The following is a 26,107-nucleotide window of genomic DNA, read 5'->3' as shown; positions in this document are numbered from 1 at the left end:
GCCGAAACTGATTGCATGAATACGCAAAGTCACGCGGGCATCCAGTGGATTCCCGCCATGGGAATCCAACTCCGCAAGGCCGGGGTGCAGTTCGACGCGGTGCGGCTGGACGGGGACCGGGGGCGGGAGATCGCCGACCGGATGGCCCGGATGACCGGGGGTGATCCGGGGCCGGTGGTGGAGTCGGGGAGCGGGCGGAGGTGTGTGTACTTCCTGGTCGCGCCGGGGAGTACCGCACACCACGCGTGGCCCGCCGAGGTCACCCGGCTGACCAGCGGCCCGTACCGGGTGAGCTACATCCCCGTACCGGCGCTGGACGGGCAGACCTGGCCGCTGGGCTGGCGGTTCCCGCCGACCGCGCCGGACCGGTTCGTGCACACGCTGCTGCTGCGGGCGGCGCTGCTCGACGGGCAGCAGGGGCCGTCCGAGGAGGGGCTCAACTGAAGACGATCATCGAGCCCTGGGCGAGGGAACGGGTGGCGGCGGCGTGCAGGCCGAGCCAGACGTGCCGTTCGCGGGCGAAGGGGCTCGGGTCGTAGGGCGCGGGGACGGCGGCCTCCTCCAGCTCGGTGGGGGCCGACGGGGGCACCGGGGCGGCGGGCGGGTTGGCCGGATCGATGCCGATCGCCGGGGCGACCTGCTCCAGCTCGCGCAGCAGGGCGTGCGAGGAGCCCAAGGGGCCGCCACCGGCGAGGAGTTCGTCGTTGGTGAGGGGCTGGTGGAAGTCCAGGGGGACGTAGGCGCCCGCGTGGTCGTAGTGCCAGACCAGGTGGGACTGCTGGGCGGTTGACTCAAACATTTCGAGCAACTGCTCGTAATCGCCGCCCAGTTCCCCCACAGGGGTGACGGGGAGGCCGCAGAGCTGGAGGAGGTGCGCGCGGCGCAGGAAGTGCAGCGCGTCGTAGTCGAATCCGGCCACGGGGGCGACCTCGCCGTTGAGGCCCGGCATGTACTGGTACACGGGGACCGGGGGGAGCCCGGCGGCGGCCAACGCGCTGTTGTAGGTGGCGAGTTCCTCGGCGAAGGGGTTGTCCGGCGTGTGGCACAGCACATCCACGAGCGGCACGAGCCACAGGTCGCAGGCCAAGAAGAACTCCTCGCGTCATCGCGCGCGAGCGTTCCCCTCGCGCGGCGGGTGGACCAGGAAGCGTAGTCCGTACGGCGGGCCATAGGAAAGCCCTATGCCCTCTGCTGCTATTCGGTCTTTGATTCCGCCTTTTTCCGGTCCTACGGTGAAGTGGCCCGCCGAGAAGTCGGCCGGGAATTGTCCGAGGAGAGGACCAGGGAAATGGCCACCACCGGGAACGTGACCGGAACACCGGAACTCAAGGGAAAGCGGGCGCTGGTCACCGGGGGTACGCGCGGTATCGGGGCGGGCATCGTGGCCCGGCTGCGGGAGGCGGGGGCCGAGGTGCTGACCACCGCCCGCTCGGCGCCGGACGAGGTGCCGGAGGGGGTCCGGTTCGTGGCGGCCGACGTGCGGAGTCGGCAGGGTGCGGAGGACCTCGCGGCGGCCGCGGTGGACGTGCTCGGCGGGGTGGACATCCTGGTCCACAACGCGGGCGGCGCGATCCCGTACGAGTCCGCCACCGCCATCCCGGACGAGGTGTGGCTGGACGCGCTGAACCTCAACCTGCTGGCCTCGGTGCGGCTGAACTCGCTGCTGGCGCCCGCCATGCGGGAGCGGGGTTCCGGGGCGATCGTGCACGTCTCCTCGGCCGCGGTGCCCGTCGCCTTCCCACCGTTCCTGCACTACACGGCCGCGAAGGCGGGGCTGGAGAACTACAGCAAGGGCCTGGCCGCCGAGCTGGCCCCGGCCGGGGTCCGGGTCAACACGGTCACGCCGGGCCGGGTCACCACCCCCGGCGGCGAGAAGGTGCGGGAGCAGTGGGCCCGGCTGGACCCGACGCAGGTACAGGACGAGTCCGTCGTACCGCTCGGGCGGGACGGGCTGCCCGACGACATCGCGCGGGCGGTGCTGTTCCTGGTCTCCGACCAGGCGAGCTGGGTGACCGGGAGCAATTTGGTGGTCGACGGCGGGGAATTCCCGCGGGGCTGAATGGTATTCCGGTCAGGAGGCCGGAACGGCGGCCGGGGAATTCTTCGGGTCCCATTTCTCCTGGCGGAGGAATTCCAGCAGGGCCGTCTCGGCCGGGCCCGCCGGGTTCCGGACCACGGCGATGACGGGGTGGGCCACGGCCGGGGACACCGGGCGCGCGAGGTGCTGGTGGCTTTCCGGGACGGCGGAGGCGGGGACGAGGGTGGCGCCGAGTCCCTGGGCGGCCCAGCGGACGGCGGTCGCGGTCTGGGAGACGCGGGCGACGGTGTCGGGGTCCGGGTCGGTCTCCCGCAGCGCCTCCACGAGGACGTTGTCCAGCGCGCTGTCCCGGTCGAACCGGACCCAGGGCTCGCCCTTCAGCTCGCGCGACTCGACGCGCTGTTGGTTGAGTTGGGGATGGCTGGTGGGGAGCACCACGACGAACTGCTCCTCGCCGAGGCGGTGCGCGTCCGCGGGGGTCCGGTCGCACTTCGCCATCAGGGCGAGGTCCAGTACGCCCCGGCGGCACAGCCGGTCCAGTTCGGCGGAGCTGGGTTCCTCGGAGAGGGTGACCTCCAGCCGGGGGAAACGTCGGCGCAGGGCGCCGAGCGCGCCCGGGAGCTGGCGTGTCCCGAACCCCATCTGCACGGCGACGGTCAGCTCCCCGACCAGCTCGGCGGCCCCGGCCCGCGCGGTCGCCGTCGCCCGCCGCGCCGCGTTCACGGCGACCCGCGCCTCCCGCAAAAAGGCCCACCCGACGATGGTGGGCGTCAGCCCACCCGGAGCCCGCGCGAACAACTCCACCCCCAGCTCCCGCTCCAGCCCCCTGATCTGCTGCGACATCGACGGCTGAGCAACCCCCAACCGCCCCGCCGCCGCCGTAACGGACCCCTCCTCAGCAACAGCAAGGGCGTACTCGAACTGGCGCAGACTCATGGCGTCCCGTCCCTCCGTGGGGTCAGCCCTCCTCGGGACAACTCCCGGCCGCGTTCGCGGATTCCCCGGTCAGCCCCGGCACCCCTGGGACAACCGAGGTACTATGCGCAGTTCCCTAATTCCGATGGAGTCGCATGTGATTTGGTGCCCCCGATGTGAGCATGGATGGGTGACGCGCGCCTGCGCTCTTGGCCAGTCCGAGGTTTTTCTCCTGTGTGACGAGTGCGACACAGTGTGGGTGGACAGAGATCCGCATGCCGGGCCGCCCTTCCTCATCCTTGCGGAGTACCTGGCTCGCTTCGGTCTGGAAGGTCTCTGGTCGAACATCGAACTTCTGGAGAAGGAGCCGGGAGCGTAGTCGCCCTGCGCTCGGCGGTGCCCTGGTGACCCGCGCGCACGGTGCGGCACTAGCCTGAGCCGCTCGAACGCTTGGGGGGATCATGCGGATGAGATCGAGCGCCGTCGCGCTGGTGCTGCTGCTGGGCTGCGCGGCCACCGGCTGCGCCGGGACCGGTACGGCGGCGGCCACGCGCGCGGCCGCGCCCACGCCCACGGACCCGCGTACGGCCGGGCAGCTGCTCGACTCGGCGGTCCGCACCATGAAGGCGCTGCGGTCGGTGACGATCACCACGCAGACGACCGCGCTCCAGGGCGGCACGCTCTTCTCCAGCCGCATGACGACGGACCTGAAGAGCGGGTGCGCGTACCGGCGACCTTCCGCAACGGCGCCGAGCTGCAGCAGCTCCGGATCGGCGGCACGGACTACATCCACGGCAACGACGGGTACTTCGAGTTGTGGGGCCGCGACACGGTCCCCGCCATGCGGCAGAAGCCCTGGCTGAAGAGCCCGGTCAGCGCGGCGCTGGACGGGGACGGCCTGCAGCCGTGCACCTGGCCGTTCAAGTCCTTCGGCACCCCCACGAAGGGCGCCCGGACCGAGCTGGACGGCCGCCCGGTGATCCCGGTCGAGGTGCGGGACAAGCCCGGGCAGTCACCCTTCGCCCGCGAGCCGGGCACCTACACCTTCTACATCGCGGCCGAGGGCACGCCGTACCTGCTGAAGCTCGCCCACCAGGGCCCCCACAACCGCACCACCACCACCTTCACCAACTTCAACCAACCCCTGAACCTCCACCCCCCGACCGCAGCCGACACCCTGGACCTGAGCACGCTGCGGAACCCCGGGTAGAACACGGCCACTTGACCTTGGCGCCGACGGCGCGGCCAGCGCCCCTGCCCCGGACATCACCCGGAAGCGGATCTCAGCTCACGGACCACCGCGTCAGGACTTGGACAGGCGGACGCTGCCGGTGGACACCTCCCCGCTCACCGGGACACCGGCGGGCACGTCGACGGTGTAGTTGACCGAGCAGCGGTTGCCACAGCCTCCGAGGATCAGCACGCCGTTCTCGATCCGGTGAGTGGTGCCCTGCGGCTTGTCGCCGCGGTAGTCGACCTCACGGCGCAAGGACCCGTTTCGGGCCCGACGCGCCTCGACGCTGTAGCGGCCGCCATCACGTGACCATGGGGCAAGCCCCCGGTCGAGCCAAGGGCTGTCCTCACCCCGGACGCTCCGGCCCAAGCGCTGTCCCGTAACTGGGCGATGTCCCCTTGCTGGTCCCGGATCGGACCGTGTCGGTGGCTGGTGACAGGATTGAGGGGTGCTGATCAAGGGATACGACGTCGGTCCTTTGGTGGCGGGCGAGTCACTGCTGGCCCGCTCGGGCTTCTGGTCGAACTACCTTCTGGCGATGTGCAGCGACGGTGGATGTGCCGAGCGCCCGGTTCCGGAGTGGTTCGGTGAGGACGGCGCCGATGCCGATGCCCTGTCCGAGGTCCTCTTCGATTCCGAACGCTGGCCGGTGTTCAGGGTGCCGGCAGAAGATGGCCCCGGAGTGGTGGTGATCTTCCGCAACCTGGATGGCGACTACGGCACCGACTACCTCCTCACCCGTCCAGGCAGAAACCACGTCGAGCAGATCGCCAGCTGGGACGGAGACTTCTCGGGCACTGGGTTGGCATGGCGCGAACTGATTCGGATCGCCGACAGCCCGTCCTTTGCGGCCGAAGGCGTCCAGGACACGGCCATTCGCTGCCTGCTGCTGCTTCCGCTCCTCACCGACCCGGACGTGCCCGAGGCAGCGACGGCAAGGCTCATCGCCGCCTTGGTCGTAGTCGGCGCGCCGCAAGACGCCGCCTCCATCACGGCGGGGCACCTGCTGGCCCACCTCACGAAGAGATCTCGACACGACCCCGCGTGGGCGTCTCCGCTGAGCGGCAGCTGAGAGGCGGGGCGGTCTCCACAACTCCACCCCGAGCTACCGCTCCAGCCCCCTGATCTGCTGCGACATCGACGGCTGAGCAACCCGCAGCCGCTCCACCGCCGCCGTAACCGACCCCTCCTCGGCAACGGCAAGGGCGTACTCGAACTGACGCAGACTCATCGACTCCGATCCCTCCGTACGACAGGCCCCCCTCGGGGGACCCCCCACCTGGCTTTCCGGATTCCCCGGCCGGTCCTCGGCCTGCCCTTACGCTGGGACCGTGATGATCAAGAGGACAGGCGGACGGTGGCTCGTCGCCGCACTGACCGCCTCCGCGGTGCTCACCTCGGGGTGTACGAGCTCGGTCGACGCCGACGAGCTGCCAGGCGTGTACCGCGACGGCGCGACCGGGGGCGAGATCCGCCTCGAGTCCGGCGGGACGTTCTCTGCCACCGACGTGTCGGCGGACTCACGCTCCGGCCCCGCCGACTTCAGCGGTCGATGGGAGTTCGTCGACAGCGGCTCGTCCAGAGACTTCGTCTATCTGACGGTCGATGACGGCGGACTCGGCAACATCGGCGGCCTCCAGCTCTACACAGGCGACCGAGGCACGCTCGAGTTCTCCGACCCGGACGAACCACCGTCCCTGGTCCTCACCAAGGTGACCACGGCTCCGAAGGGCGCGTAGCGGAAAGGCCTACACCGGGGCGTTTCCGGACGGCTCCTTGTTCTTGTTGCGCCGGTGATGGCGCACGACGAAGAAGAGCGACGCGGCCAGCGCCACGATCCATACCGTGATCTCAAGTTCGCCGAACTGCGAACCGAGCGCCAGGAGAATCAGGAGGAAAAGAGTGACGATGGCGATGATTGACCCGATGAGCGACTTCACTTATTTCCCCCTCAGACGCCACTGCCGCCAATAGCCGTTTTTCCGCTTCCGTAGACCTTTACCTGGGCCCACGGGTGCAGAGTCGCGTAGCACCCGTACTTGAGCACTCGCCGCTGTCCGTGAACATCACGGAGTTCGGACACTACGCGGGTGATCCGTCGGGCTGGAAGAGGATTCTTTTTATCTGAGGAAAATCTGAGCTTCGTCAACTCGAAGCGTAGCGATAGTGAATTCGAAGCAGAAGTGGCGCCTGGCATGACTTGGTAGGGTTATGCGCATTTGGATGGCCTGGACGTGTAGTGGGCCTCGGATTTCATGGAGGCCGAGCGGTGCGGTTCGTCTGCCGGAACTTTGGACTGTCGGATCTGCAGCGGCACGGTCTCGCCCCGCACGAGGCTCCCCTGGCGGTGCTTCTCCTCGACATCGAGGCAGAGCTGTCCATCTGGGAGGAGGGGAGGGTGGTGTGGTCCGAGGAGGCCTTCCCCGTGGCCGAGCTGGCGTACCACCTGGCGCTCTGGCTCCTGAGCCCGGCCGCCGGCCAGGAGGGCTTCGAACTCGACTCGATGCAGGCGGATGCGGGGCTGATCCGCATCGTGGGGTCTGATGAGGGCTGGCGAATTGGCTCCACCTACGCGCCCGACTTCTGGACCTCGCCCGTCGCCTGGGATGTTCTCGTGGCGGAGATCAAGCAGTTCGACCGTTCCGTGCGCGAGGGTGTCGCCGCGATGGGTGTCGAGCCGTCCTTCATCCCAGAGGCTGAGGATCGTGATTAGGCCAGGGGCAACCGAAATAATAACCGCATTCCCGGAATTCTGATGGAGTCGCACGTGATCTGGTGCCCGCGATGTGATCAGGGCTGGGTAACGCGCGCGCGCGTTCCGGGCCAAGCTGGAACTTTCCTCCTGTGTTGCGAGTGCGACACGGTGTGGGTGGACGGGGAGCCTCACGCCGGGCCGCCCTTCCTCATCCTTGAGGACTTCCTGGACCGCTTCGGCCTGGAAGGTCTCTGGTCGAATATCGAGGTCCTGGAGAAGGTTCCAGGAAGGTAGCTGAATTCGCAGTGAACGGATGCGGCGCGGGGCGCTACGGCCGGTCGCCTGCGAGTTCCTCGACCATTTCCAGCGCGTGGGCGTTGGCGGCGGCGACGATCGCGCGGGCGCCCTCGGGGTCGTGGGCGGCGAGGGCGTCGACGAGGTCTATGTGGCCTGCCCAGAGGCGGCCGCGGACCTCGGGGAGGCGGCGGAGGTGCTGGACGGCGCAGACCCAGGAGCGGACGCGGAGGCGGTGGAGGAACTCCGCGAGGTAGGGGTTGCCGAACAGCACGCTCAGCTCGCGCCAGAAGCGGAGGTCGTAGCCGATCAGCACGGTGAGGTCGCCCGCCGCGTTCGCCCGCTGGGCCTCCTCGCCCCGGCGCCGCACGGTCGCCAGCGCGGCGGCGGTGTCCGGGTCGTCGGGGGTCGCGAAGGCGGAATGCCCCTGGCCGAGGACCCGGAACATGCCCTCGGTGACCAGCGAACGGGCCTCGATCATGCCCCGGTAGTCCGCGAGGGAGTACTCGGGGACCCGGAACCCCCGGTGGTGGTCGGCCTCCAGCAGGGCCTGCGCCGACAGGTCGACCAGCGCCTCCCGCACGGGCGTCGCGGACACCCCGTACAGGTCCGCGATCTCCTTCACGGTGAACGCCCGCCCCGGCAGCAGCCGCCCGGCCAGCACCTCGTCACGCAGCGCGTCGGCGATCTGCTGTCGCAAGGTACTGCGCGTCACAGCGCCGTAGCCGGGCATCGTCCCGGAGTCTCCTCACACGAATGGGGCCGGTCTCGTACGCACGTGCCTATTTCCACTACCCCTTACGAGGACGTCACCTTACGCGTTCACCCCTGCCGGGCATCAGCCCCGGTGCCCTTTATGTGTGGGGGGATGCTGTGTGCGTCGCTTTAGGCGAGGCCGTCGATCATCAGGCCCACCGTGAAGTCGAACCGGTCGTGCCCGGTGCCCGAGGTCAGCTCGACGGCGTGCCGGGTGGTGTGCGGGAAGGAGGCGGCGGGGAGGGCCGCGATCCGGCGTACCAATTCGTCCTGGTCGGCGGGCCAGACCGCGTCGCCCTGCTCGGCCCTGCGGTGCGCGACGGAGAGCTCCAGGCAGTAGGCGGCCACGTAGAGCAGCAGCGCGTCGATCGCCCAGGCCGCGCGCAGCGGGGCGATGCCCGCCGTGAGCAGGACCGCGAGCATGCCCTCGCTCACGCGGAGGGTCTCCAGGTCGGTGGGGGCCATGGCGAGCGCGGCGCGGGAGATGCCGGGGTACTTCAGGTACTGGTCCCGCAGCTCCTCGCAGATCGCCCGGAGCTGCTCCCGCCAGGCGGCGGGGTCCGGCGCGGGGAGGGTGAGCCGCGCGCACAGGCGGCCGATGAGCAGCTCGTCCAGGTCGGCCTTGTTGACCACGTGCGCGTAGAGCGAGGCGGGTCCGGTGTCCAGGGCGGCGGACAGGCGGCGCATGGTCAGCGCGTCGTACCCCTCCGTGGCGATGATGCCGAGCGCGGTGTCGACCACCTGGTCCACGGTGATCGGGTCCTTGCGGCGGCGGGGCCGGGCCGCTTCGGGGGACGGCGGCTGGTGGCGTGCCGTGCGGCGCTCTCTCGCGTTCACGAGGTCACTATAACTTGACACGAACGCTGTTCGTTTTTAGAACAGTGTTCGTGAATACAGATGTGAAGGTGGTTGTGGTCGGCGCCGGGCCGGTCGGGCTCACGCTCGCCGCCGAGCTGGCGCTCGCCGGGGTGCCGGTCCAGGTGCTGGAACGGCGGACCTCGCCCGACCCGGCGATGAAGGCGCAGTCGATCAACGTGCCGACGGCCGAGGCACTGGACCGGCGGGGCCTGCTGCCCGCCCTCGAGGAGATCCAGCGGGAGACCCCGGTGCCGTTCGGCCCCCGCTTCACCGGGCACTTCGCGGGCATGCCCCTCGATCCCGGCCTGGTGGACTGGGCCGACCCCGAACTGGCCGTCCACAGGGCTGTGGACGGAGCGCGGATGATCCCCCAGCCACGCCTGGAGGCGCTGCTCGCCCGGCACGCCGAACGGCTCGGGGTCCAGGTGCGGCGCGGGGTGGAGGTGACCTCACTGGAGGACACCGGCAACGGGGTCGTCGTCGGCACCGACTCCGGTCCGCTGCGCGCCGGTTGGGTCGTCGGCTGCGACGGCGGGCACAGCGCCGTACGCCGTCTCGCGGGCATCCCGTTCCCCGGCACGGACCCCGAGATCACCGGTTACCAGGCCGTCGTGGACATCGCCGACCCGGAGAAGCTGGCCGACGGCTGGTCCTGGTCGCCGCACGGCGTCTACCGCCACGGCCCCCAGCCCGGCCGCGTCGCCACCGTCGAGTTCGACGGGGGTCCCGCCGACCGTACGGCCCCGGTCACCCTCGCCGACGTCCAGTCCAGCCTGCGCCGCGTCTCCGGCACGGACGTCACGCTGACGGCTCTGCGCGCGGTCCCGACCCGCTGGACCGACAACACCCGCCAGGCGTCGGCGTACCGGCTCGGCCGCGTCCTGCTGGCGGGCGACGCGGCCCACGTCCACCCGCCCTTCGGCGGCCAGGGCCTGAACCTGGGCATGGGGGACGCGGTGAACCTGGGCTGGAAACTGGCGGCGGTGGTGACCGGTCGTGCGGGGGACGCCCTCCTGGACACCTACGACGCGGAACGCCGTCCGGTGGGCGCGTGGGTGCTGGACTGGACGCGGGCCCAGATCGGCGTCCTGCGCGGCGACCCCAAGTCGGGGGCGCTACGGGGGGTGTTGGCGGACCTGCTGGCCACGCGGGACGGCACCACGTACGCGGTGAAGCAGATCGCGGGCGTCACCCAGCGGATACCCCTGCCGGGCGCTCACCCGTGGACCGGCCGCTACCTCCCCGACGTACCGCTGAGCGACGGCTCCCGCCTCGCGGACCACGCGCACGGCGGCGGGTTCCTGCTGCTGGACCGCACGCCGGACGCGGTGTTCGCCGGGCGCGCCGAGGGCCGGGCGCGGGTGGTCCGGGACGACGGCGCGGGGGTGCTGGGGGCGCTGGTGCGGCCGGACGGGGTGGTCGCGTGGGCGACGGACACCGCCGACGCGGACGGACTGGCGGAGGCGCTGGCCCGCTGGGCGGGGGCGCGGCCTGACGGTGGGTCGGGCCGCGCCCCCGTGCCCAGCCCCTCAGCCGGACGTCGTGTACTCGTCCGCCGTGGTCAGCGCGGCGTCTAGTGCGGCCAGCCCTTCCTTCAGCTCGGGCTCGGTGATGTTGCAGGGCGGGACCACGTGGGTGCGATTCATGTTCACGAAGGGCCAGATGCCGTTCTTCTTCGCGGTGGCGGCGAAGGCGGCCATGGGGGCGTTGGCCTCACCGGCGGCGTTGTAGGGGACCAGAGGCTCGCGGGTCTCGCGGTCCTTGACCAGCTCCAGGGCCCAGAACATGCCCGTACCGCGCACCTCGCCCACGCTGGGGTGACGCTCGGCCAGACCGGCCAGGGCGGGGCCGAGGACCGTCTCGCCGAGCCGCTTGGCGTTCTCCACGATGCCCTCGCGGGCCATGACGTTGATCGTGGCGACCGCCGCCGCGCAGGCCAGGGGGTGCCCGGAGTACGTCAGACCGCCGGGGTACGGGCGCTTCGCGAAGGTCTCCGAGATCGCGCCGGAGATCGCGACACCCCCTAGGGGGACGTACCCCGAGTTCACGCCCTTGGCGAAGGTCATCAGGTCCGGGACGACCCCCGAGAGGTCCGCCGCGAACCACTCGCCGGTCCGGCCGAACCCGGCCATCACCTCGTCCAGGATGAAGACGATGCCGTGACGGTCGCAGATCTCGCGGACCCCGGCGAGGTAGCCCGGCGGGGGGACCATGATCCCGGCCGTACCGGGGATCGTCTCCAGGATGACGGCCGCGATCGTGCCGGGCCCCTCGAAGGCGATCGTGGTCTCCAGGTGCTCCAGCGCGCGGGCGCACTCCTGCTCCTCCGTCTCCGCGTAGAAGCGGGAGCGGTACAGGAAGGGCGCCCAGAAGTGGACGACGCCCGCGCTGCCGTTGTCCGACGGCCAGCGGCGGGGGTCACCGGTGAGGTTCACCGCCTGCTGGGTGCCGCCGTGGTACGACCGGTACGCCGAGAGGACCTTCGGGCGGCCGGTGTGCAGGCGGGCCATGCGGGTGGCGTGCTCTACCGCGTCCGCTCCGGCGTTGGTGAAGAAGATCTTGTCCAGGTCGCCGGGGGTGCGTTCGGCGATGAGGCGGGCCGCCTCCGACCTCGCCTCCACGGCGAAGGCCGGGGCGAACGTCGTCATCTTCGCCGCCTGCTCCTGGATCGCGGCGACTACCTCCGGGTGCTGGTAGCCGATGTTCGTGAACACCAGGCCGCTGGTGAAGTCCAGGTACCGCTTGCCGTCGTAGTCCCAGAAGTACGAGCCCTCCGCGCCCGCTACGGCCAACGGGTCGATCAGGTCCTGCGCGGACCAGGAGTGGAACACGTGCGCCCGGTCGGCGGCCTTCACGGCTGCGCCGGTCTCGGGGTCGGGGGTGGGGGTCTGCTTCGGGTTCGGGTTCGGGTTCGGCTGGGGCGTCATGCGGGTGAGGGTAGGGGGTGGGGGTGGCGTCGCGACATCGGCGGACTGTTGCGGGCGGGGGTGGGATGCGCGACAGGTTGTCGTGAGTGGGGGCGGGTTTCGCGGGGTGCGGTGCTGTCCTCCATGCCCGCACTATCCTCGGGCCGTTGGCGCGCTTCGGGGGAAGGCGGTTGTGAGATGCGGGAGTTGGGGCCGGGGGAGGACTGGGACTGGGTGTTCGGAGCGGGGTCGCCTCCGGCGGGGTCTGGGCTCCCACCCGCACCACCCGTGCGGCTTTCGTCGTCGGGTGCGGGTGGCCCCGAAGGGGCGGATTCGCCGTCGGCGGGTGCGGGTGGGGGTTCGGCGGGCACCCGGCCTCCGGCCGGGTCTGAGTTCCCACCCGCACCACCCGTGCGGCTTTCGTCGTCGGGTGCGGGTGGCCCTGGTGGGGCGGGATCGCCGTCGGCGGGTGCGGGTGGGACCGGTGGGGTGGATGGCTCGTCGTTGGGTGTGGCGGGGCCGGAGCATGTTGCTGTGGGGGATGGGGTGGGGTGGCCGGTTGGTGGGCATCCGGAGGTTGGCGGGGTGGAGAGGGGGGTGCGGGATCGGCGGTCGACGGTGTTGCTCGTCGTGGTCGCGCTGGTTGTCGCCCTGGGGGCCGGGGGGACTCTGTACACGTTGTTGCAGGGGGGCGGGGTGTCGGACACGGCGACCGTTGGGCCCGGCTCTGCTGGAGGGGACGTGCCGGAGGGGTACCTCGGCAGGTGGGAGGCCGGTACGCAGCGGCTCACGCTGAACCAGGGGCGGGTCGGCGAGCGTGTCCTCACCCTGGTCGTGGACGGGGCCGACCAGCACTGTGTGTTCGCCGCGGCCCTGGCCCGGAAGCCGGGCACCGAGGGGACGCTGCGGCTCACCGCCACCACGGTGACCTCCGGCGCCCCGCTCTCCTCCTGCGCCCCGGACACCCCCACCACCCTCACCCTCCTCCCGGACGGCTACCTGAGGCGAGCGGGCCCGGCCGGTACGGAAGCCGTGACGTACAGCCGCGTCGGCCCGGCATCGTAGGCCGCCCTTTTGCGGTTGACGGCCCTTGGGGACAGCGGGTCTCCTGCTGGGATGTCTCAGCTCAGCTTCGTGGAACCGGTGGACGACAGCGCGCTCGCCGACTGGCGGCACGTCCACAACGTGATCATCCCGACCGCGGTCCTCTCCCTCGACGAGGTGCGCGAGCGGGCCGGGCGCAACCGCCTGGAGGTCGCCTACCTCGACGGCGAGCCGGTGGGCTGCACGACCGTACGCCCGCCGTCCGGCGACAGCCCGTCCACCGCGACCGTGATCGCCAGAGTGCTCCCCGCCCACCGCCGTCAGGGCTTCGGCGAGCAGCTCTACCAGCGCGCACTGACGCGTGCCCGCGACCTGGGCGCCGACACCATCGACACCGTCATCCTCGCCTCCAACGAGGACGGCCTCCGCTTCGCCCAAACCCACGGCTTCACCGAGACCGACCGCTACGTCCTCCCAGGCGACACCATCCCCTTCGTAGACCTACGCCTGAGCTGAGAAAACCGGGGCGCCCTACGCGCCCCGGTGTGCCAGGCCCCGCACCCGCCAACGCCGATCCCGCCCCACTGGGGTCACCGGTACCCGCCGATGGTGATCCGGTCCCGCTGAGGTCACCGGTACCCGCCGACGGCGATCCGGTCCCGCTGGGTCACCGGTACCCGCCGACGGCGATCCCGTCCCGTCGGGGCCACCCGCAGCTGCCGATGGCGAACCGGCCCCGTCGGGGCCACCAGCACTCGCCGACGGCGATCCCACCCCACCGCGGCCGCCGATGTCGATCCCGCCCCGCCGGAGCTACCTGCACCCGCCGATGGCGCCGCCCCATCAGGACCCGCACCCGCCGATGGCGAATCCGCCCCACCGGGGCCACCCGCACCCGACGACGAAAGTTGTACGGGTGGTGCGGGTGGGAACACCGGACCCGGCCGGAGGCCGGGTGGTCGTCCGCACCCCGGCGGAGCCGCTAGCGGGGGTCCGGTGGGCGTTGGCGGGGCATGTTGGGGCGGGCGCCCGGGGGCGGGGAGAGGTAGCGGGAGACGGGGGCGGGGTCGGCGGGCCGGGATGGAGGGGTCGGCGGAGTCAGAGGCGGACGGCCGCCGCGGAACTCCCGCATCCAGTCCCCCGTCTCCGTACGGACCAGCTCCGTCACGTCCTCCGAGAAGCGCCGCAGGATGACCAGGCACCGTTCCGCCGCCTCCCCCGCCGTGCCGTCCGCAGGACCCAGCACCTCACGCGCGCTCTCCGACGCCCAGTCGAACTGGAGCGCCTGCAGCCGCCGTTGGACCGCCTGGGCAGTGCCCAGGTCCCGCATCCAGCCCGAGGTCAGCCCGAAGCACCGGTCCACACCCGCGCACGCCGCCCCCGCCAGCAGCGCCAGATAACCCCAGGGCGCACACCCCGACACCGCGCCGGTCGCGTCCAGCAGGGGGAGTGCCGCCCCGACCACCACCCCCGCCGCCGTACCGCCCCGCAGGGCCCGTGCCGCCCGGCGGCGCCACACCCGGTCCGCGAGATACCAGTCCGCCGTGCGCAGCGCACCCCGTTCCACCCAGCGGTACAGCTCGTCCAGCCGTTCCGCGGGCTCCCCCCAGTCCCCGAGCGGCAGAACCTGCCCCGCCAGATCACCGGCCAGCGGGACGGCCGTGTTCCGCACACCGCGCCGGAACCCCCCGAAACCCCACCGCGAAGTGCCCCCGACCGCCCCGTCCGCACCCTTGGCGTACCGGTCTCCTGGCCGGCGCCCGGTCTCGTCCGTGGCCGGGCCGTCCCGCCGGGACCCGTCCGAGCCGGGACCGCCCGCCCACGCCCCGTCGCCTCCCGAGCCACCCGGCCATGCCCCGTCGCCTCCTGAGCCGCCCCGCCGCGGGCCGTCCGCGCCCGAGCCGCCCGGCCACGCCCCGTCCGCTCTCGGGCCGCCCGGCCACGCCCCGTCCGCTCCCGGGCCGCCCCGCCGCGAGCCGTCCGTACCGGGGGCGCCCGGCCATGCCCCGTCGGCCGCCCGGCCACCCTGCGACGAGCCGTCCGCTCCCGACCCACCCCGCCGCGAGCCGTCCGCACCCGGGCCGCCCGGCCACGCCCCGTCCCCGCCCCGGCCGCCGCCCTGCCGCGACCCGTCCCCGCCAGGACCCTCCCGCCGAGCCCCCTGAGCGGATGCGGAATCGTCGGGTTGCTGCTCCGGCTGACCCACCCGGCACTCCCTACTGAACATGAACACCGATCGCGCGGCCGTCACGCCCCGTGGCGGCGCGAAGTGTCCTTCCTACCGCTCAATGGGTGGCGGGGAGCCGAGTTCGCGGGGTGGTACGCCCGGAAGAGGGGTGTGATCAGGTAGGGGGCCGGAGGCGATCTCACCCGAAAGAGTGGCAGGGCGAGGGCCGCCCGGACCACGTAGGCTCGTGCCGAGCACAGAAGCGGCGCAGACAGACTGCAGACAGACAGCAGGCAGACAGGAGATACCCCGTGATTCCCGGTGGCGGCCAGCCCAACATGCAGCAGTTGCTCCAGCAGGCCCAGAAGATGCAGCAGGACCTGCAGCAGGCCCAGGAGGAGCTGGCGAACACGGAGGTCGAGGGCCAGGCGGGCGGCGGGCTGGTCAAGGCGACCGTGACCGGCTCCGGCGACCTGCGCGCGCTGAAGATCGACCCGAAGGCCGTCGACCCCGAGGACACCGAGACCCTCGCGGACCTCGTCGTCGCGGCCGTACAGGCGGCGAACGAGAACGCGCAGGCCCTCCAGCAGCAGAAGCTCGGCCCGCTGGCCGAGGGACTCGGCGGCGGCGGCATCCCCGGTCTGCCTTTCTGACGCCGGGGCAACTACCGTACGTACCGCAAGGTCTTGAAGGAAAGGCAGTCCGTTGTACGAAGGCGTGGTCCAGGACCTCATCGACGAGCTGGGGCGGCTCCCCGGCGTCGGTCCCAAGAGCGCGCAGCGGATCGCCTTCCACGTCCTCCAGGCCGAGCCGACCGACGTCAAACGGCTCGCGCACGCCCTGCTGGAGGTCAAGGCCAAGGTCCGCTTCTGCGCGGCCTGCGGCAACGTGGCGCAGGAAGAGCTGTGCAACATCTGCCGCGACCCGCGCCGGGACCCCTCGGTCATCTGCGTGGTCGAGGAGCCCAAGGACGTCGTGGCCATCGAGCGCACCCGTGAGTTCCGGGGCAAGTACCACGTCCTGGGCGGCGCGATCAGCCCCATCGAGGGCGTCGGCCCGGACGACCTGCGGATCAGGGAACTCCTGGCCCGGCTCGCCGACGGCGCCGTCACGGAGCTGATCCTCGCCACCGATCCCAATCTCGAAGGCGAGGCCACGGCGACGTACCTCGCCCGCATGATCAAGCCCATGGGTCTGAAGGTCACCCGCCTGGCCAGCGGCCTCCCGGTAGGCGGGGACCTGGAATACGCGGACGAGGTCACCCTCGGCCGCGCCTTCGAGGGGAGACGACTCCTAGATGTCTGACGCCACGCTGCACGCCACGTCGCAGAACCCGGACGACTTCGCGGTCCAGATCGCCGACCAGGTGGAGAGCTTCCTGGTCGCCGTCACCGAGGTCGCCAAGGGCGACGAGCCCGGTTCCACCGTGCCCTTCCTGCTGCTGGAGGTCTCCCAGCTGCTGCTGGCAGGCGGCCGCCTCGGCGCCCACGAGGACTTCGTCCCCGACGAGCGCTACGAGCCCGACCCCGGCCCCGAGATCGACGCGGACGGCCTGCGCGAGAACCTGGCCCGGCTGCTGGACCCGGTCGACGTCTACTCCGAGGTCTTCGACCCGTACGCGCCCCGCACCGCGCCGGTCGCCGCCCGGATCTCCGACGACCTCGCGGACGTCATCACCGACCTCAGGCACGGCATGGTCCACTACCGCGCGGGCCGCACCGCCGAGGCCATGTGGTGGTGGCAGTTCTCCTACTTCTCCAACTGGGGCCCCACCGCCTCCGCCGTGCTGCGCGCCCTGCAGTCCGTGCTGATCCACGTCCGCCTCAACCAGCCCCTGGAGGAGCTGGACGGCCTCGACACCGACCAGGACCTGGGCGACGAGGCGCTGGAGGTGGAGGCCGGGCGGGTCATGGCCGAGGAGATCGGCACGCCCCTCGGCATCCGTCAGGTGCACTAGGGACTCCTGTGACGCGGGGCACTTTCCGCGTGGCCCGCGTACCGCTGGGCAGGTTCGGGACCGGGCGGACGACGTCTCACCATGCGGGAGCGCGATGGTGGATTTCGGACGCTCGATAGACTGAGCCGACACAAACGAACCGAGCGAGGAGCGCACGTGGGCCTTGTCGTGCAGAAGTACGGAGGCTCCTCCGTAGCCGATGCCGAGGGCATCAAGCGCGTCGCCAAGCGGATCGTGGAAGCCAAGAAGAACGGCAACCAGGTGGTTGTCGTGGTCTCCGCGATGGGCGACACGACGGACGAGCTGATCGATCTCGCCGAGCAGGTTTCTCCGATGCCTGCCGGACGTGAATTCGACATGCTGCTGACCGCCGGAGAGCGTATCTCCATGGCCCTGCTGGCGATGGCGATCAAAAAGCTGGGCCACGAGGCCCAGTCGTTCACGGGCAGCCAGGCAGGTGTCATCACCGACTCGGTCCACAACAAAGCCCGCATCATCGACGTCACGCCCGGCCGCATCCGCACCGCGCTGGACGAGGGCAACATCGCCATCGTCGCCGGTTTCCAGGGTGTGAGCCAGGACAAGAAGGACATCACCACGCTGGGCCGCGGCGGCTCCGACACCACCGCCGTCGCGCTCGCCGCCGCGCTCGACGCCGAGGTCTGCGAGATCTACACCGACGTGGACGGCGTGTTCACCGCCGACCCGCGCGTGGTGAAGAAGGCCCGGAAGATCGACTGGATCTCCTTCGAGGACATGCTGGAGCTGGCCGCGTCCGGCTCCAAGGTGCTGCTCCACCGCTGCGTGGAGTACGCCCGCCGGTACAACATCCCGATCCACGTGCGCTCCTCGTTCAGCGGGCTGCGCGGCACGTGGGTCAGCAGCGAGCCGATCGAGCAAGGGGAACAGCAGGTGGAGCAGGCCATCATCTCCGGTGTCGCACACGACACCTCCGAGGCCAAGATCACCGTCGTCGGCGTGCCGGACAAGCCGGGCGAGGCCGCGGCCATCTTCCGGACCATCGCCGACGCGCAGATCAACCTCGACATGGTCGTGCAGAACGTGTCGGCGGCCTCCACGGGCCTGACCGACATCTCCTTCACCCTGCCGAAGACCGAGGGCCGCAAGGCCATCGACGCCCTGGAGCGCAACCGCGCGGGCATCGGCTTCGACTCCCTGCGCTACGACGACCAGATCGGCAAGATCTCCCTGGTCGGCGCCGGGATGAAGACCAACCCGGGCGTCACGGCCGCCTTCTTCGAGGCGCTCAGCGACGCGGGCGTCAACATCGAGCTGATCTCGACCTCCGAGATCCGTATCTCGGTCGTCACCCGCGCCGACGAGGTCCCCGAGGCCGTCCGCGCCGTGCACACCGCCTTCGGGCTCGACTCCGACACCGACGAGGCCGTCGTCTACGGAGGCACGGGCCGCTGATGGCACGCACCGGTCGCCCGACACTGGCGGTCGTGGGGGCGACCGGAGCCGTAGGAGCGGTGATGCTCCAGATCCTGTCCCAACGGGCGGACATCTGGGGCGAGATCCGCCTGGTCGCCTCCCCGCGCTCGGCCGGCCGCAAGCTGGCCGTGCGCGGCGAGGAGGTCGAGGTCGCCGCCCTCACCGAGGACGTCTTCGACGGCGTCGACGTCGCCATGTTCGACGTACCCGACGAGGTAGCCGCCCGGTGGGCGCCCGTCGCCGCCGCGCGCGGCGCGGTCGTCGTCGACAACTCCGGCGCCTTCCGGATGGACCCCGAGGTGCCGCTCGTCGTCCCCGAGGTCAACCCGCACATGGTGCGGACCCGGCCGCGCGGGATCGTCGCCAACCCCAACTGCACGACCCTGTCGATGATCGTCGCGCTCGGCGCGCTGCACGCCGAGTTCGGGCTGCGCGAGCTGGTCGTCTCCTCGTACCAGGCGGTCAGCGGGGCCGGGCGGGCCGGGATCGAGACGCTGCGCGCCCAGCTGTCCCTGGTCGCGGGCACCGACCTGGGCAGCGCGCCCGGTGACGTACGCCGCGCGGTCGGCGAGCTGACCGGGCCGTTCCCGGAGCCCGTCGCGCTCAACGTGGTGCCCTGGGCCGGATCGCTGCGCGAGGACGGCTGGTCCTCGGAGGAGATGAAGGTCCGCGACGAGACCCGCAAGATCCTCGGCCTGCCCGCCCTGCCGGTCGCCGTGACCTGCGTACGGGTCCCGGTCGTCACCACCCACTCCCTCACCGTCCACGCCCGCTTCCAGGGCGAGGTCACCGTGGACGGCGCCCGCGAGATCCTCGCCACCGCCCCCGGAGTCGTCCTCTGCGACGACCCGGCCGCCGGGGAGTACCCCACCCCGGCCGACGTCGTGGGCACCGACCCCACCTGGGTGGGCCGGGTGCGCCGGGCGCTGGACGACCCGACGGCGCTCGAACTCTTCGTCTGCGGCGACAACCTGCGCAAGGGCGCCGCGCTCAACACCGCCCAGATCGCCGAGCTGTTGGCCGCCGAAATGGCGTGAGAATCCTGTGGTGTTCATGGGGGTCCGCTGGGGAATGTGGCCGGAACCATGGTCCAAACCACTTGTAACCAACACTGATCACGACAGAGGATTTCCCTCCCGGTCCTCCGCAACCGCGCGAGTACGGGGCGCGTCTTTGCCCTCACCCTGGTGCGGCGGGACACGGATTCCGGGCGCGGGGCGTCGCGGTGGGGCGTGGTGACGCCCTTTCAACTAGGCGTAGGGGAAGAGCGGGACGCATGGCGGCACTTGAGGAACTGTCGGTCGGCAGCACTGTGACGCCCGGCACGTACAACCCTGCGGGGGGTACGTGGGTCCAACTGGCGTGGCAGAGGTACTCGAACTCGCACCGGCTCTCTTCGAGCCGGGCGTACCCCCAGCAGTCCGTGGCGCGGCGGCGCTCCGGCCGCCCCGTGCGGTCCGTCGTCCGCGTGTGCCCGGCGGCATGCCGGTGATCGCGCCGATGCCCGCGGCGCGCTCCACCCGCATACCCGGCCAGCGCGACGGCATCGACGACACCGCGGGTGACGCGGCCGCCGGGACGACCGTCGACCATCTCACCGAGACCTACCGGGCGCACTACCGCTCGCTGCTCGGTCTCGCGGCACTGCTCCTGGACGACACCGCTTCTTGCGAGGATGTCGTGCAGGAGGCGTTCATCCGCGTTCACTCAGCGCGCAAACGCGTCCGGGACAAGGACAAGACCCTGGCCTACCTGCGCCAGACGGTCGTCAACCTCTCCCGGTCCGCGCTGCGCCGCCGCATCATCGGCCTGAAGCTGCTCTCCAAGCCGATGCCGGACATGGCGAGCGCGGAGGAGGGGGCGTACGACCTGCTGGAGCGGGACTCGCTCATCAAGGCGATGAAGGGGCTCCAGCGCCGCCAGCGGGAGGTGCTGGTGCTGCGCTACTTCGCGGACATGACGGAGGCCCAGGTCGCCGAGACGCTGGGCCTCTCCCTCGGCTCGGTGAAGGCGTACGGCTCACGGGGCATCGCCGCGCTGCGGGTGTCCATGGGAGCCACCACATGAGCGAGCACGCCGAGTCAGCCACGGGGGCCGACCGACACGACAAGCCGACGCACGCTGGGAACGAAACTGTGAACGACGGCCCCCACAGGGAAGACCCCGCCCGTCTCGACGAGGAGCGGGGCGAGCAGAACGAGAACGAGAACGAGGCCCGCGAGGCCGACGCCGAGGACGCCTCGGACGAGCCGATCGCCCCGGACGAGACCCGCAAGCTCGATCTCGACGGCTTCGACCGGCTGCTGGCGCTCAGCGGCGCACCGTCCGGCGGTGAGCGAGGCGGCCGGGGGATCGAGGCCGACGGACTGGACGACGGTCTCGGGACGGACGAGCAGGCGCTGCGACGGCTGCTGCACTCCGCCGTCGACGACATGGAGCCCCGTACCGGCTCGCTGGAGCATCTGCGGCGGGCCGTTCCCGCGCGGCGGGCCCGTAAGCGGCACGCGGCGGTCGGGATGGCGGCGGCCGCCCTGCTGCTCGGCACGGCGATCCCCGCCCTGGTCCATGTCTCCAACGCGGGCGGCACCGACCCCAACACCGCGATGGCCGGACAGTCCGAGCTGACACAGGGCACCGAGGGCAAGGGCAGGACGTCCGACGGTGCCACCGGCGACACCCGCGGCACCACGGGCGGCACCCCGGACACCGGCAAGGACAGCGGCGAGAAGGACGAGCCAGGCAAGAAGGGCGGCGGCGAGTCCGGTGCGCCCGGCGCCGTGGACCCCTCGGCGAGCCTCGCCTCCGGCACCGCCGTCTGCACCCCGGCCCAGCTGGGCGTCACCGGCAGCGCGGGCGGCCCGGACGCGGGGGGCGCGGTGTACGGCAGCTTCCGCGTCGCCAACGTCTCCGGCACCCCCTGCACCATCGCCGGTACGGGCCAGGTCGGCGCGGCCGCTCTCGGCGCGGCCGACCAGGCCAAGCTGAGCGTCGCCGCCCATACGTCCGGCGACTCGGCGAGCGGGCTGCCCGACCCGGCGCTGACGGTGTCCGCGCTGGTGCTCCAGCCGGGCGGCGCGTACACGGAGAAGTTCGCCTTCGTGCCCTCCGAGACGTGTCCGGTGCCAGGCGGCGGCACCACCACCGGCGGCGGCACGCCCACCGAGGGCCCCTCGCCCGACCCCTCGCCCACCCAGGACCCCGGCACGACCGCCGCCACGGACACCGGCGGCACGGTCGGCGCGGCCCCGCAGCTGCTCACGGCCGACGGCCCGGCGGACGGCAGCGTGCAGGTCACGTACAGCGCGGCGGCGGGCGGCCCGGCCGCCTCGGCCACCGTGCCGGGCGCCTGCGCGGGGACGGTGTACTACTCGGGGATGCAGGCCGAGGGATAGCGGGACGGCGGGACAGCGGTTCAGACGGTGCTCGGTGTGCCGGCGTCCTCCGGGACGTCGGCACCGTCCGTCACGAGGCCCAGCTCGGCGTCGCGCGCGGCCTCGGCCTCGCGGCGCAGCAGCCGGAACCACATGAAGACCACGAACCCGGCGAAGACGAACCACTCGCCGGTGTAGCCCAGGTTCTGGAACGCCTTCAGGTCCAGGCCGGTCCCGACGGGCGCGATCGCGGGCACCGCCTTCATCCCGGCGTCGCCTTGGTCGAGCGTGACCCAGGCCGCGTACAGCCGGTCCGGCACCAGGTTCACCAGGGTGGCCGGGCTGATCGCGCCGGTCTGCCCGGTGGGCAGTCCGCCGGTCGCGGGGACGCCGTTGCTGCCCGGTGACTCGGGGGCCTGGAGCGCGCCGGTGACGGTGACCTTCCCGGCCGGGGGCTTGGGCGCCTTCGCCGCGTCGGCCGTACCGGGCAGCCAGCCCCGGACCACGGGGAGGGACTCGCCGGTGGAGGTGCGCAGCAGGGTCACGACGTAGAAGCCGGTCTTCCCGTCCAGCTCGCGGTCGGGGGCCAGGAGCTGCCTGCCGTACTCGCCGCTGACGACGACCCGGCGTCCCGAGGTGGCCTTGTCGACGGGCAGCATCCGCGCGAGCGGCACCGCCGTCTCATGGCGGGAGTCCGCCGCCTGTTCGGTGGCGGCGCGATGATCCTGCACCCGCCCCTCGAACCGGCCGAGCTGCCAGGACCCCATGAACACGCAGAACGGGATGGCGAGCAGCACGAAGACGTTGATGCCCCACCAGCGGGGTGTCAGCAGAAACCGGTACACACCCCAAAGGTACGGCGCCCCCTTTATCACCTTCACGCCGGGCCCGGCGTGTCAGCCCGGTACGGGGTGCAGGCCCCGGCAGAGGGAGTCGAAGGCACGGACGGCCTCGGGGGTGACGGTGTCCCGGACGCGGGCGGGGGCCTCGCCGGACAGCACCCCGGCCCGGATCTCGCGCAGCACCGCCCGGTAGGCCCCGGCCAGCGCGCCCGCGAGGAGGCCGGGCAGCGGGGGTCCGTACGGCGTGAGCGGCGGGTGGTCCGCGAGGGCGGCGGCGAGGGCGGTCTCGGCGTGCTCACCGATCTCGCGTTCGCGGGCGCGCAGGGCGGGGCTGTCCAGGACGACCTGCCAGAAGCGGTCGGCGCCGGGGCGCAGGCCGAGGGTGGGCTCGTCGCGGGCGAGGGCGTGCAGCAGGTCGTCGCGGACCGTCTCGACCGGGCAGGCGGTGGGGGCGCGGTCGCGCACCAGGGTGGCCAGGCGCTGCTCCACCTCCGCCTCGCGGTCGAAGAACAGGTCCTCCTTGGCCGGGAAGTAGTTGAACACCGTGTTGGTGGAGACGCCCGCGTGCCGGGCCACCTCCGCGACGGTGACCCGGTCGAAGCCGTGCTCCAGGAACAGTTCGAGCGCCGCGTCGGCGATGGCCGTACGGGTCTGCCGCTTCTTCGTCTCTCGTAGCCCCACGGGCACATGGTAGCGTCACCCCAAAATTGTGGCGACACCAAAAATGGGGTGACGCCAAGTCGATGAGGGGTGGCCATCCATGGGACTGACCTTCGGCATCTATCCGGGCGGGCTGCTGGGGGACGAGGAGGGGATCGTCCAGCCGGTCTCACCGGACCGGCCCGAACGGGTCACCATGGCTCTGGACGCGCTCCAGGGCGACGCGCCCACGTTCACCGTCCGCGCCTACCGGTCCTTCGCCGCCACCGTGCCCCCGCCGCCGCCCACCCCGGCCGACCCGGAGCAGTACCTCGGGCGGGGGCGCCTGCTCGACCTCGTCCTCCAGTTCCGGGAACCGACCGGGGCTGTGGACGGCTGGACGGAGTTCGTCCGCGAGGCGGTCCGCGCGTACGGGCCCCGGCTGGCGTCGGTCCAGATCTGCGAGGAACCCAATGTGCGGCTGCCGGTGCTGGACGGCAGCGTGCCCGGCGTCCTGGACGCCCTCGTGCGGGGTGTCGTCGCCGCCAAGGAGGAGGCCCGCGCCCTGGGACATCCGGTCGCGGTCGGCTTCAACGCCGTACCGGTCTTCGACCCCGCCGACACCTTCTGGTCCGACCTGGCGGCGCTGGCCGACGACGAGTTCCTGGCGAGCCTGGACTACGTCGGCGTCGACTTCTTCCCCGACGTGTTCCGTCCGCTGCCCCCCGACAAGCTGGCCGACGCGGTCACCGCCGTACTGCGCTCCTTCCGCGACACCCGCCTGCCCGAGGCCGGAATCCCCGCCACCGTCCCGCTCCGCGTCTGCGAGCACGGCTGGCCCACCGGCCCCGGCCGCCCCGAGGACCGTCAGGCCGCCACGCTGGACACGGTCGTCCGCACGGTCGCCGCCCTCGCGGACGAACTCCGCGTCGACTCCTACGCGTTCTTCTCCCTGCGTGACGCCGACAGCCACGGCGACGGTCTGTTCCACCACTTCGGACTGCTCCGCGACGACTACACCCCCAAACCCGCGTTCGAGACCTACCGCACCCTCATCGCCCAGCTCAGGGCTGTCCCCTAGGGCGTCGGACGGGTGATCCTAGGGGGCATGGACAAAGCTGACGAAGCTGTGGAGATGCCCGACTGGGAGAAGCGGTTCCGCGCGCCGCGGGTCTCGCTGCCCGACTGGGCCGAGGACGCGCCCGACCGCTCGCTGTTCGTGTCGAACGCGACCGGCACCTACGAGCTGTACGCCTGGGACCGCGCGAGCGGGGCGCAGCGGCAGGCGACGGACCGGCCGAACGGCACGACGGACGGCGTGCTGTCGCCGGACGGGACGTGGATCTGGTGGTTCGACGACAAGGACGGGGACGAGTTCGGGGTCTGGCGCCGCCAGCCCTTCGGGGGCGGCCCCGACGAGACGGCCGTACCGGGCCTCGCGCCCTCCTACCCGGCCGGGCTCGCCCTCGGCCGGGACGGCCGGACGGCCGTGGTCGGCCGGTCCACCGACGAGGACGGTACGACGATCCACCTCGCCCGCGCCGGTGAGGCGCCGGTGGAAATCTACCGGCACCGCGAGTCCGCGGGCGTCGGCGACCTCTCGCACGACGGCACGCTGATCGCCGTCGAGCACACCGAGCACGGCGACGCCATGCACAGCGCCCTGCGCGTACTGCGCCCGGACGGCACGGCCGTCGCCGACCTGGACGACACCCGCGGCGGCACCGAGGAACTGGGCCTGGAGGTGCTGGGCTTCGCCCCCGTCGACGGCGACACCCGCCTCCTCATCGGCCACCAGCGCCGGGGCCGCTGGGAGCCCCTGGTGTGGGACGTGGCGAGCGGCGCGGAGACGGACCTCCCGCTGGACCTGCCCGGCGACGTGGCCGCCGAGTGGTACCCGGACGGCACCGCCCTGCTGATCGCGCACGGCTTCGAGGCCCGCAGCGAGCTGTTCCGCTACGACCTCGCCACCCGCGAGCTGGACCGTATCCCCACCCCGCCCGGCACCGTCTCCGGGGCGACCGCCCGCCCGGACGGCAGCGTGGAGTACCTGTGGTCCTCCGCCGCCGAGCCGCCGGTGGTCCGCTCCACCAGCGGTGACGTCGTGCTCGACCCGCCCGGCCTGAAGAGCCCGCCGTCGGTCGCGGTGGAGGACGTGTGGGTGGACGGCCCCGGCGGCCGCATCCACGCCCTCGTCCAGAAGCCCGCCGGAGCCACCGGCCCGCTCCCGACCGTGTTCGACCTGCACGGCGGCCCCACCTGGCACGACAGCGACTCCTTCGCGGCGGGCCCGGCGGCCTGGGTGGACCAGGGGTACGCCGTGGTCCGCGTCAACTACCGCGGCTCCACCGGGTACGGGCGCGCCTGGACCGACGCCCTCAAGCACCGGGTCGGCCTGATCGAGCTGGAGGACGTGGCCGCGGTGCGCGAGTGGGCCGTCTCCTCCGGCCTCGCCGACCCCGAGCGCCTCGTCCTCACCGGCGGCTCCTGGGGCGGCTACCTCACCCTCCTCGGCATCGGCACCCAGCCGGAGGCGTGGACGGTGGGCATCGCCGTGGTGCCGGTCGCGGACTACGTCACCGCGTACCACGACGAGATGGAGGCGCTGAAGGCCATGGACCGCACCCTCCTGGGCGGCACCCCGGATGAGGTCCCGGACCGCTTCGCCGCGTCCTCCCCGCTGACCTACGTCGACGAGGTCAAGGCCCCCGTCTACATCTCGGCCGGGGTCAACGACCCCCGCTGCCCCATCCGCCAGATCGACAACTACGTCACCCGGCTGAACGACCGGGGCGCCCCCCACGAGGTCTACCGCTACGACGCGGGCCACGGCTCGCTCGTGGTGGACGAGCGGATCAAGCAGGTCCGGCTCGAGATGGACTTCGCCCGGCGGCACCTCGGGGGCGCGGAGCAGTAGGACTCGGAGCAGTGGGACT

The 26,107-nt window shown here is 71.9% G+C and carries 28 protein-coding genes and 1 pseudogene; 18 read left to right on the top strand and 11 right to left on the bottom strand.

The features are described from left to right. The first annotated feature begins 15 nt into the window (after positions 1-15). Positions 16-444: a hypothetical protein gene (locus ACI2LY_RS23725; protein WP_404708926.1), complete on the top strand. Its 429-nt coding sequence runs from the start codon at positions 16-18 to the stop codon at positions 442-444. Here ACI2LY_RS23725 and ACI2LY_RS23720 read toward each other — a convergent pair. Further along, positions 437-1,087 carry a hypothetical protein gene (locus ACI2LY_RS23720; protein ID WP_404708925.1) on the bottom strand — a complete coding sequence of 217 codons (651 nt, stop codon included), beginning with the start codon at positions 1,085-1,087 and terminating at the stop codon, positions 437-439. The genes ACI2LY_RS23725 and ACI2LY_RS23720 overlap by 8 nt on opposite strands. Before the next feature lie 201 nt (positions 1,088-1,288). On the opposite strand from ACI2LY_RS23720, the gene ACI2LY_RS23715 reads away from it, so the two are divergent. Further along, positions 1,289-2,059 carry an oxidoreductase gene (locus tag ACI2LY_RS23715; protein WP_404708924.1) on the top strand — a complete coding sequence of 257 codons (771 nt, stop codon included), beginning with the start codon at positions 1,289-1,291 and terminating at the stop codon, positions 2,057-2,059. Between the two features lie 12 nt (positions 2,060-2,071). Here ACI2LY_RS23715 and ACI2LY_RS23710 read toward each other — a convergent pair whose 3' ends face one another. Then, the gene (locus ACI2LY_RS23710) at positions 2,072-2,974 is read right to left on the bottom strand and encodes a LysR family transcriptional regulator (RefSeq protein WP_404708923.1); all 903 of its coding nucleotides are present in this window, start codon (positions 2,972-2,974) and stop codon (positions 2,072-2,074) included. Positions 2,975-3,671: 697 nt separating this feature from the next. Between ACI2LY_RS23710 and ACI2LY_RS23705 the strand changes: the two genes are divergently transcribed. Further along, positions 3,672-4,163, top strand: a complete 492-nt coding sequence (locus tag ACI2LY_RS23705; protein ID WP_404708922.1) for a hypothetical protein — start codon at positions 3,672-3,674, stop codon at positions 4,161-4,163. Positions 4,164-4,256: 93 nt separating this feature from the next. Here the strand turns inward: ACI2LY_RS23705 and ACI2LY_RS23700 are convergent, their stop codons facing one another. After that, on the bottom strand, positions 4,257-4,442 hold the full coding sequence (locus ACI2LY_RS23700) for a hypothetical protein (protein WP_404708921.1): 186 nt from the start codon (positions 4,440-4,442) through the stop codon (positions 4,257-4,259). A 193-nt stretch (positions 4,443-4,635) separates the two neighbouring features. On the opposite strand from ACI2LY_RS23700, the gene ACI2LY_RS23695 reads away from it, so the two are divergent. After that, positions 4,636-5,259 (top strand): hypothetical protein, encoded by a 624-nt coding sequence (locus ACI2LY_RS23695; RefSeq protein ID WP_404708920.1) that lies wholly within the window; start codon positions 4,636-4,638, stop codon positions 5,257-5,259. Positions 5,260-5,295: 36 nt separating this feature from the next. Here the strand turns inward: ACI2LY_RS23695 and ACI2LY_RS23690 are convergent. After that, positions 5,296-5,418 (bottom strand): annotated as a pseudogene (locus tag ACI2LY_RS23690) (LysR family transcriptional regulator); the annotation flags it as partial. A gap of 103 nt (positions 5,419-5,521) precedes the next feature. On the opposite strand from ACI2LY_RS23690, the gene ACI2LY_RS23685 reads away from it, so the two are divergent. After that, on the top strand, positions 5,522-5,926 hold the full coding sequence (locus tag ACI2LY_RS23685; RefSeq protein ID WP_404709181.1) for a hypothetical protein: 405 nt from the start codon (positions 5,522-5,524) through the stop codon (positions 5,924-5,926). A 9-nt stretch (positions 5,927-5,935) separates the two neighbouring features. Here ACI2LY_RS23685 and ACI2LY_RS23680 read toward each other — a convergent pair whose 3' ends face one another. After that, the gene (locus ACI2LY_RS23680) at positions 5,936-6,127 is read right to left on the bottom strand and encodes a hypothetical protein (RefSeq protein WP_404708919.1); all 192 of its coding nucleotides are present in this window, start codon (positions 6,125-6,127) and stop codon (positions 5,936-5,938) included. 329 nt (positions 6,128-6,456) lie between these two features. Between ACI2LY_RS23680 and ACI2LY_RS23675 the strand changes: the two genes are divergently transcribed. Then, positions 6,457-6,900 (top strand): hypothetical protein, encoded by a 444-nt coding sequence (locus ACI2LY_RS23675; protein ID WP_404708918.1) that lies wholly within the window; start codon positions 6,457-6,459, stop codon positions 6,898-6,900. A gap of 310 nt (positions 6,901-7,210) precedes the next feature. Here ACI2LY_RS23675 and ACI2LY_RS23670 read toward each other — a convergent pair whose 3' ends face one another. Both ACI2LY_RS23670 and ACI2LY_RS23665 read right to left on the bottom strand, forming a co-directional pair. After that, positions 7,211-7,909, bottom strand: a complete 699-nt coding sequence (locus tag ACI2LY_RS23670; RefSeq protein ID WP_404708917.1) for a GntR family transcriptional regulator — start codon at positions 7,907-7,909, stop codon at positions 7,211-7,213. Between the two features lie 152 nt (positions 7,910-8,061). Further along, positions 8,062-8,769 carry a TetR/AcrR family transcriptional regulator gene (locus ACI2LY_RS23665; RefSeq protein WP_404708916.1) on the bottom strand — a complete coding sequence of 236 codons (708 nt, stop codon included), beginning with the start codon at positions 8,767-8,769 and terminating at the stop codon, positions 8,062-8,064. 44 nt (positions 8,770-8,813) lie between these two features. Between ACI2LY_RS23665 and ACI2LY_RS23660 the strand changes: the two genes are divergently transcribed. Further along, positions 8,814-10,367: an FAD-dependent monooxygenase gene (locus ACI2LY_RS23660; protein ID WP_404709180.1), complete on the top strand. Its 1,554-nt coding sequence runs from the start codon at positions 8,814-8,816 to the stop codon at positions 10,365-10,367. Here the strand turns inward: ACI2LY_RS23660 and ACI2LY_RS23655 are convergent. After that, positions 10,320-11,717, bottom strand: coding sequence for an aspartate aminotransferase family protein (locus ACI2LY_RS23655; RefSeq protein ID WP_404708915.1), 1,398 nt, complete (start codon positions 11,715-11,717; stop codon positions 10,320-10,322). The genes ACI2LY_RS23660 and ACI2LY_RS23655 overlap by 48 nt on opposite strands. Before the next feature lie 720 nt (positions 11,718-12,437). Between ACI2LY_RS23655 and ACI2LY_RS23650 the strand changes: the two genes are divergently transcribed. Both ACI2LY_RS23650 and ACI2LY_RS23645 read left to right on the top strand, forming a co-directional pair. Next, positions 12,438-12,761, top strand: coding sequence for a hypothetical protein (locus ACI2LY_RS23650; RefSeq protein WP_404708914.1), 324 nt, complete (start codon positions 12,438-12,440; stop codon positions 12,759-12,761). Positions 12,762-12,812: 51 nt separating this feature from the next. Continuing rightward, positions 12,813-13,256, top strand: a complete 444-nt coding sequence (locus ACI2LY_RS23645; RefSeq protein ID WP_404708913.1) for a GNAT family N-acetyltransferase — start codon at positions 12,813-12,815, stop codon at positions 13,254-13,256. A 466-nt stretch (positions 13,257-13,722) separates the two neighbouring features. Here the strand turns inward: ACI2LY_RS23645 and ACI2LY_RS23640 are convergent, their stop codons facing one another. Next, positions 13,723-14,412, bottom strand: coding sequence for an SLATT domain-containing protein (locus tag ACI2LY_RS23640; protein WP_404708912.1), 690 nt, complete (start codon positions 14,410-14,412; stop codon positions 13,723-13,725). Positions 14,413-15,218: 806 nt separating this feature from the next. Between ACI2LY_RS23640 and ACI2LY_RS23635 the strand changes: the two genes are divergently transcribed. From ACI2LY_RS23635 to ACI2LY_RS23605, 7 genes are all read left to right on the top strand, one after another. Beyond that, positions 15,219-15,560, top strand: coding sequence for a YbaB/EbfC family nucleoid-associated protein (locus tag ACI2LY_RS23635; protein ID WP_164187785.1), 342 nt, complete (start codon positions 15,219-15,221; stop codon positions 15,558-15,560). A gap of 52 nt (positions 15,561-15,612) precedes the next feature. Then, the gene (gene recR, locus ACI2LY_RS23630) at positions 15,613-16,212 is read left to right on the top strand and encodes a recombination mediator RecR (protein WP_389004105.1); all 600 of its coding nucleotides are present in this window, start codon (positions 15,613-15,615) and stop codon (positions 16,210-16,212) included. Further along, on the top strand, positions 16,205-16,864 hold the full coding sequence (locus ACI2LY_RS23625; RefSeq protein ID WP_404708911.1) for a DUF5063 domain-containing protein: 660 nt from the start codon (positions 16,205-16,207) through the stop codon (positions 16,862-16,864). Before recR ends, ACI2LY_RS23625 begins: the two co-directional genes overlap by 8 nt. A 156-nt stretch (positions 16,865-17,020) precedes the next feature. Further along, positions 17,021-18,298 carry an aspartate kinase gene (locus tag ACI2LY_RS23620; RefSeq protein ID WP_361665151.1) on the top strand — a complete coding sequence of 426 codons (1,278 nt, stop codon included), beginning with the start codon at positions 17,021-17,023 and terminating at the stop codon, positions 18,296-18,298. Continuing rightward, positions 18,298-19,356, top strand: coding sequence for an aspartate-semialdehyde dehydrogenase (locus ACI2LY_RS23615; RefSeq protein WP_404708910.1), 1,059 nt, complete (start codon positions 18,298-18,300; stop codon positions 19,354-19,356). Before ACI2LY_RS23620 ends, ACI2LY_RS23615 begins: the two co-directional genes overlap by 1 nt. Before the next feature lie 325 nt (positions 19,357-19,681). After that, positions 19,682-20,386 (top strand): SigE family RNA polymerase sigma factor, encoded by a 705-nt coding sequence (locus ACI2LY_RS23610; protein ID WP_404708909.1) that lies wholly within the window; start codon positions 19,682-19,684, stop codon positions 20,384-20,386. Between the two features lie 68 nt (positions 20,387-20,454). Further along, entirely contained in the window at positions 20,455-21,711 is a 1,257-nt protein-coding gene (locus ACI2LY_RS23605) for a hypothetical protein (RefSeq protein ID WP_404708908.1), read from the top strand. A 20-nt stretch (positions 21,712-21,731) separates the two neighbouring features. On the opposite strand, the gene ACI2LY_RS23600 is transcribed toward ACI2LY_RS23605, so the two are convergent. Together ACI2LY_RS23600 and ACI2LY_RS23595 are read right to left on the bottom strand one after the other, a co-directional pair. Then, the gene (locus ACI2LY_RS23600) at positions 21,732-22,535 is read right to left on the bottom strand and encodes an SURF1 family protein (RefSeq protein WP_404708907.1); all 804 of its coding nucleotides are present in this window, start codon (positions 22,533-22,535) and stop codon (positions 21,732-21,734) included. A 51-nt stretch (positions 22,536-22,586) separates the two neighbouring features. Beyond that, complete coding sequence (locus ACI2LY_RS23595; RefSeq protein ID WP_404708906.1) at positions 22,587-23,213, bottom strand: TetR/AcrR family transcriptional regulator; 627 nt, start codon at positions 23,211-23,213, stop codon at positions 22,587-22,589. Positions 23,214-23,292: 79 nt separating this feature from the next. Between ACI2LY_RS23595 and ACI2LY_RS23590 the strand changes: the two genes are divergently transcribed. Further along, positions 23,293-24,252 carry a hypothetical protein gene (locus ACI2LY_RS23590; protein ID WP_404708905.1) on the top strand — a complete coding sequence of 320 codons (960 nt, stop codon included), beginning with the start codon at positions 23,293-23,295 and terminating at the stop codon, positions 24,250-24,252. 27 nt (positions 24,253-24,279) lie between these two features. Further along, positions 24,280-26,088: a prolyl oligopeptidase family serine peptidase gene (locus tag ACI2LY_RS23585; protein ID WP_404708904.1), complete on the top strand. Its 1,809-nt coding sequence runs from the start codon at positions 24,280-24,282 to the stop codon at positions 26,086-26,088. Positions 26,089-26,107: the final 19 nt, after the last annotated feature.

The organism is Streptomyces sp. NPDC002176, from assembly GCF_044903645.1.
Taxonomy (GTDB): Bacteria; Actinomycetota; Actinomycetes; order Streptomycetales; family Streptomycetaceae; genus Streptomyces.
This window is presented reverse-complemented; position numbering and strand designations above follow the sequence as displayed.

Excerpts from the sequence above, each read along its gene's own strand:
- ACI2LY_RS23725 (WP_404708926.1), top strand. The coding sequence starts at position 16 with ATGAATACGCAAAGTCACGCGGGCATCCAGTGGATTCCCGCCATGGGA.
- ACI2LY_RS23715 (WP_404708924.1), top strand. The coding sequence starts at position 1,289 with ATGGCCACCACCGGGAACGTGACCGGAACACCGGAACTCAAGGGAAAG.
- ACI2LY_RS23710 (WP_404708923.1), bottom strand. The coding sequence starts at position 2,974 with ATGAGTCTGCGCCAGTTCGAGTACGCCCTTGCTGTTGCTGAGGAGGGG.
- ACI2LY_RS23685 (WP_404709181.1), top strand. The coding sequence starts at position 5,522 with ATGATCAAGAGGACAGGCGGACGGTGGCTCGTCGCCGCACTGACCGCC.
- ACI2LY_RS23670 (WP_404708917.1), bottom strand. The coding sequence starts at position 7,909 with ATGCCCGGCTACGGCGCTGTGACGCGCAGTACCTTGCGACAGCAGATC.
- ACI2LY_RS23655 (WP_404708915.1), bottom strand. The coding sequence starts at position 11,717 with ATGACGCCCCAGCCGAACCCGAACCCGAACCCGAAGCAGACCCCCACC.
- ACI2LY_RS23645 (WP_404708913.1), top strand. The coding sequence starts at position 12,813 with ATGTCTCAGCTCAGCTTCGTGGAACCGGTGGACGACAGCGCGCTCGCC.
- ACI2LY_RS23625 (WP_404708911.1), top strand. The coding sequence starts at position 16,205 with ATGTCTGACGCCACGCTGCACGCCACGTCGCAGAACCCGGACGACTTC.
- ACI2LY_RS23615 (WP_404708910.1), top strand. The coding sequence starts at position 18,298 with ATGGCACGCACCGGTCGCCCGACACTGGCGGTCGTGGGGGCGACCGGA.
- ACI2LY_RS23590 (WP_404708905.1), top strand. The coding sequence starts at position 23,293 with ATGGGACTGACCTTCGGCATCTATCCGGGCGGGCTGCTGGGGGACGAG.
- ACI2LY_RS23585 (WP_404708904.1), top strand. The coding sequence starts at position 24,280 with ATGGACAAAGCTGACGAAGCTGTGGAGATGCCCGACTGGGAGAAGCGG.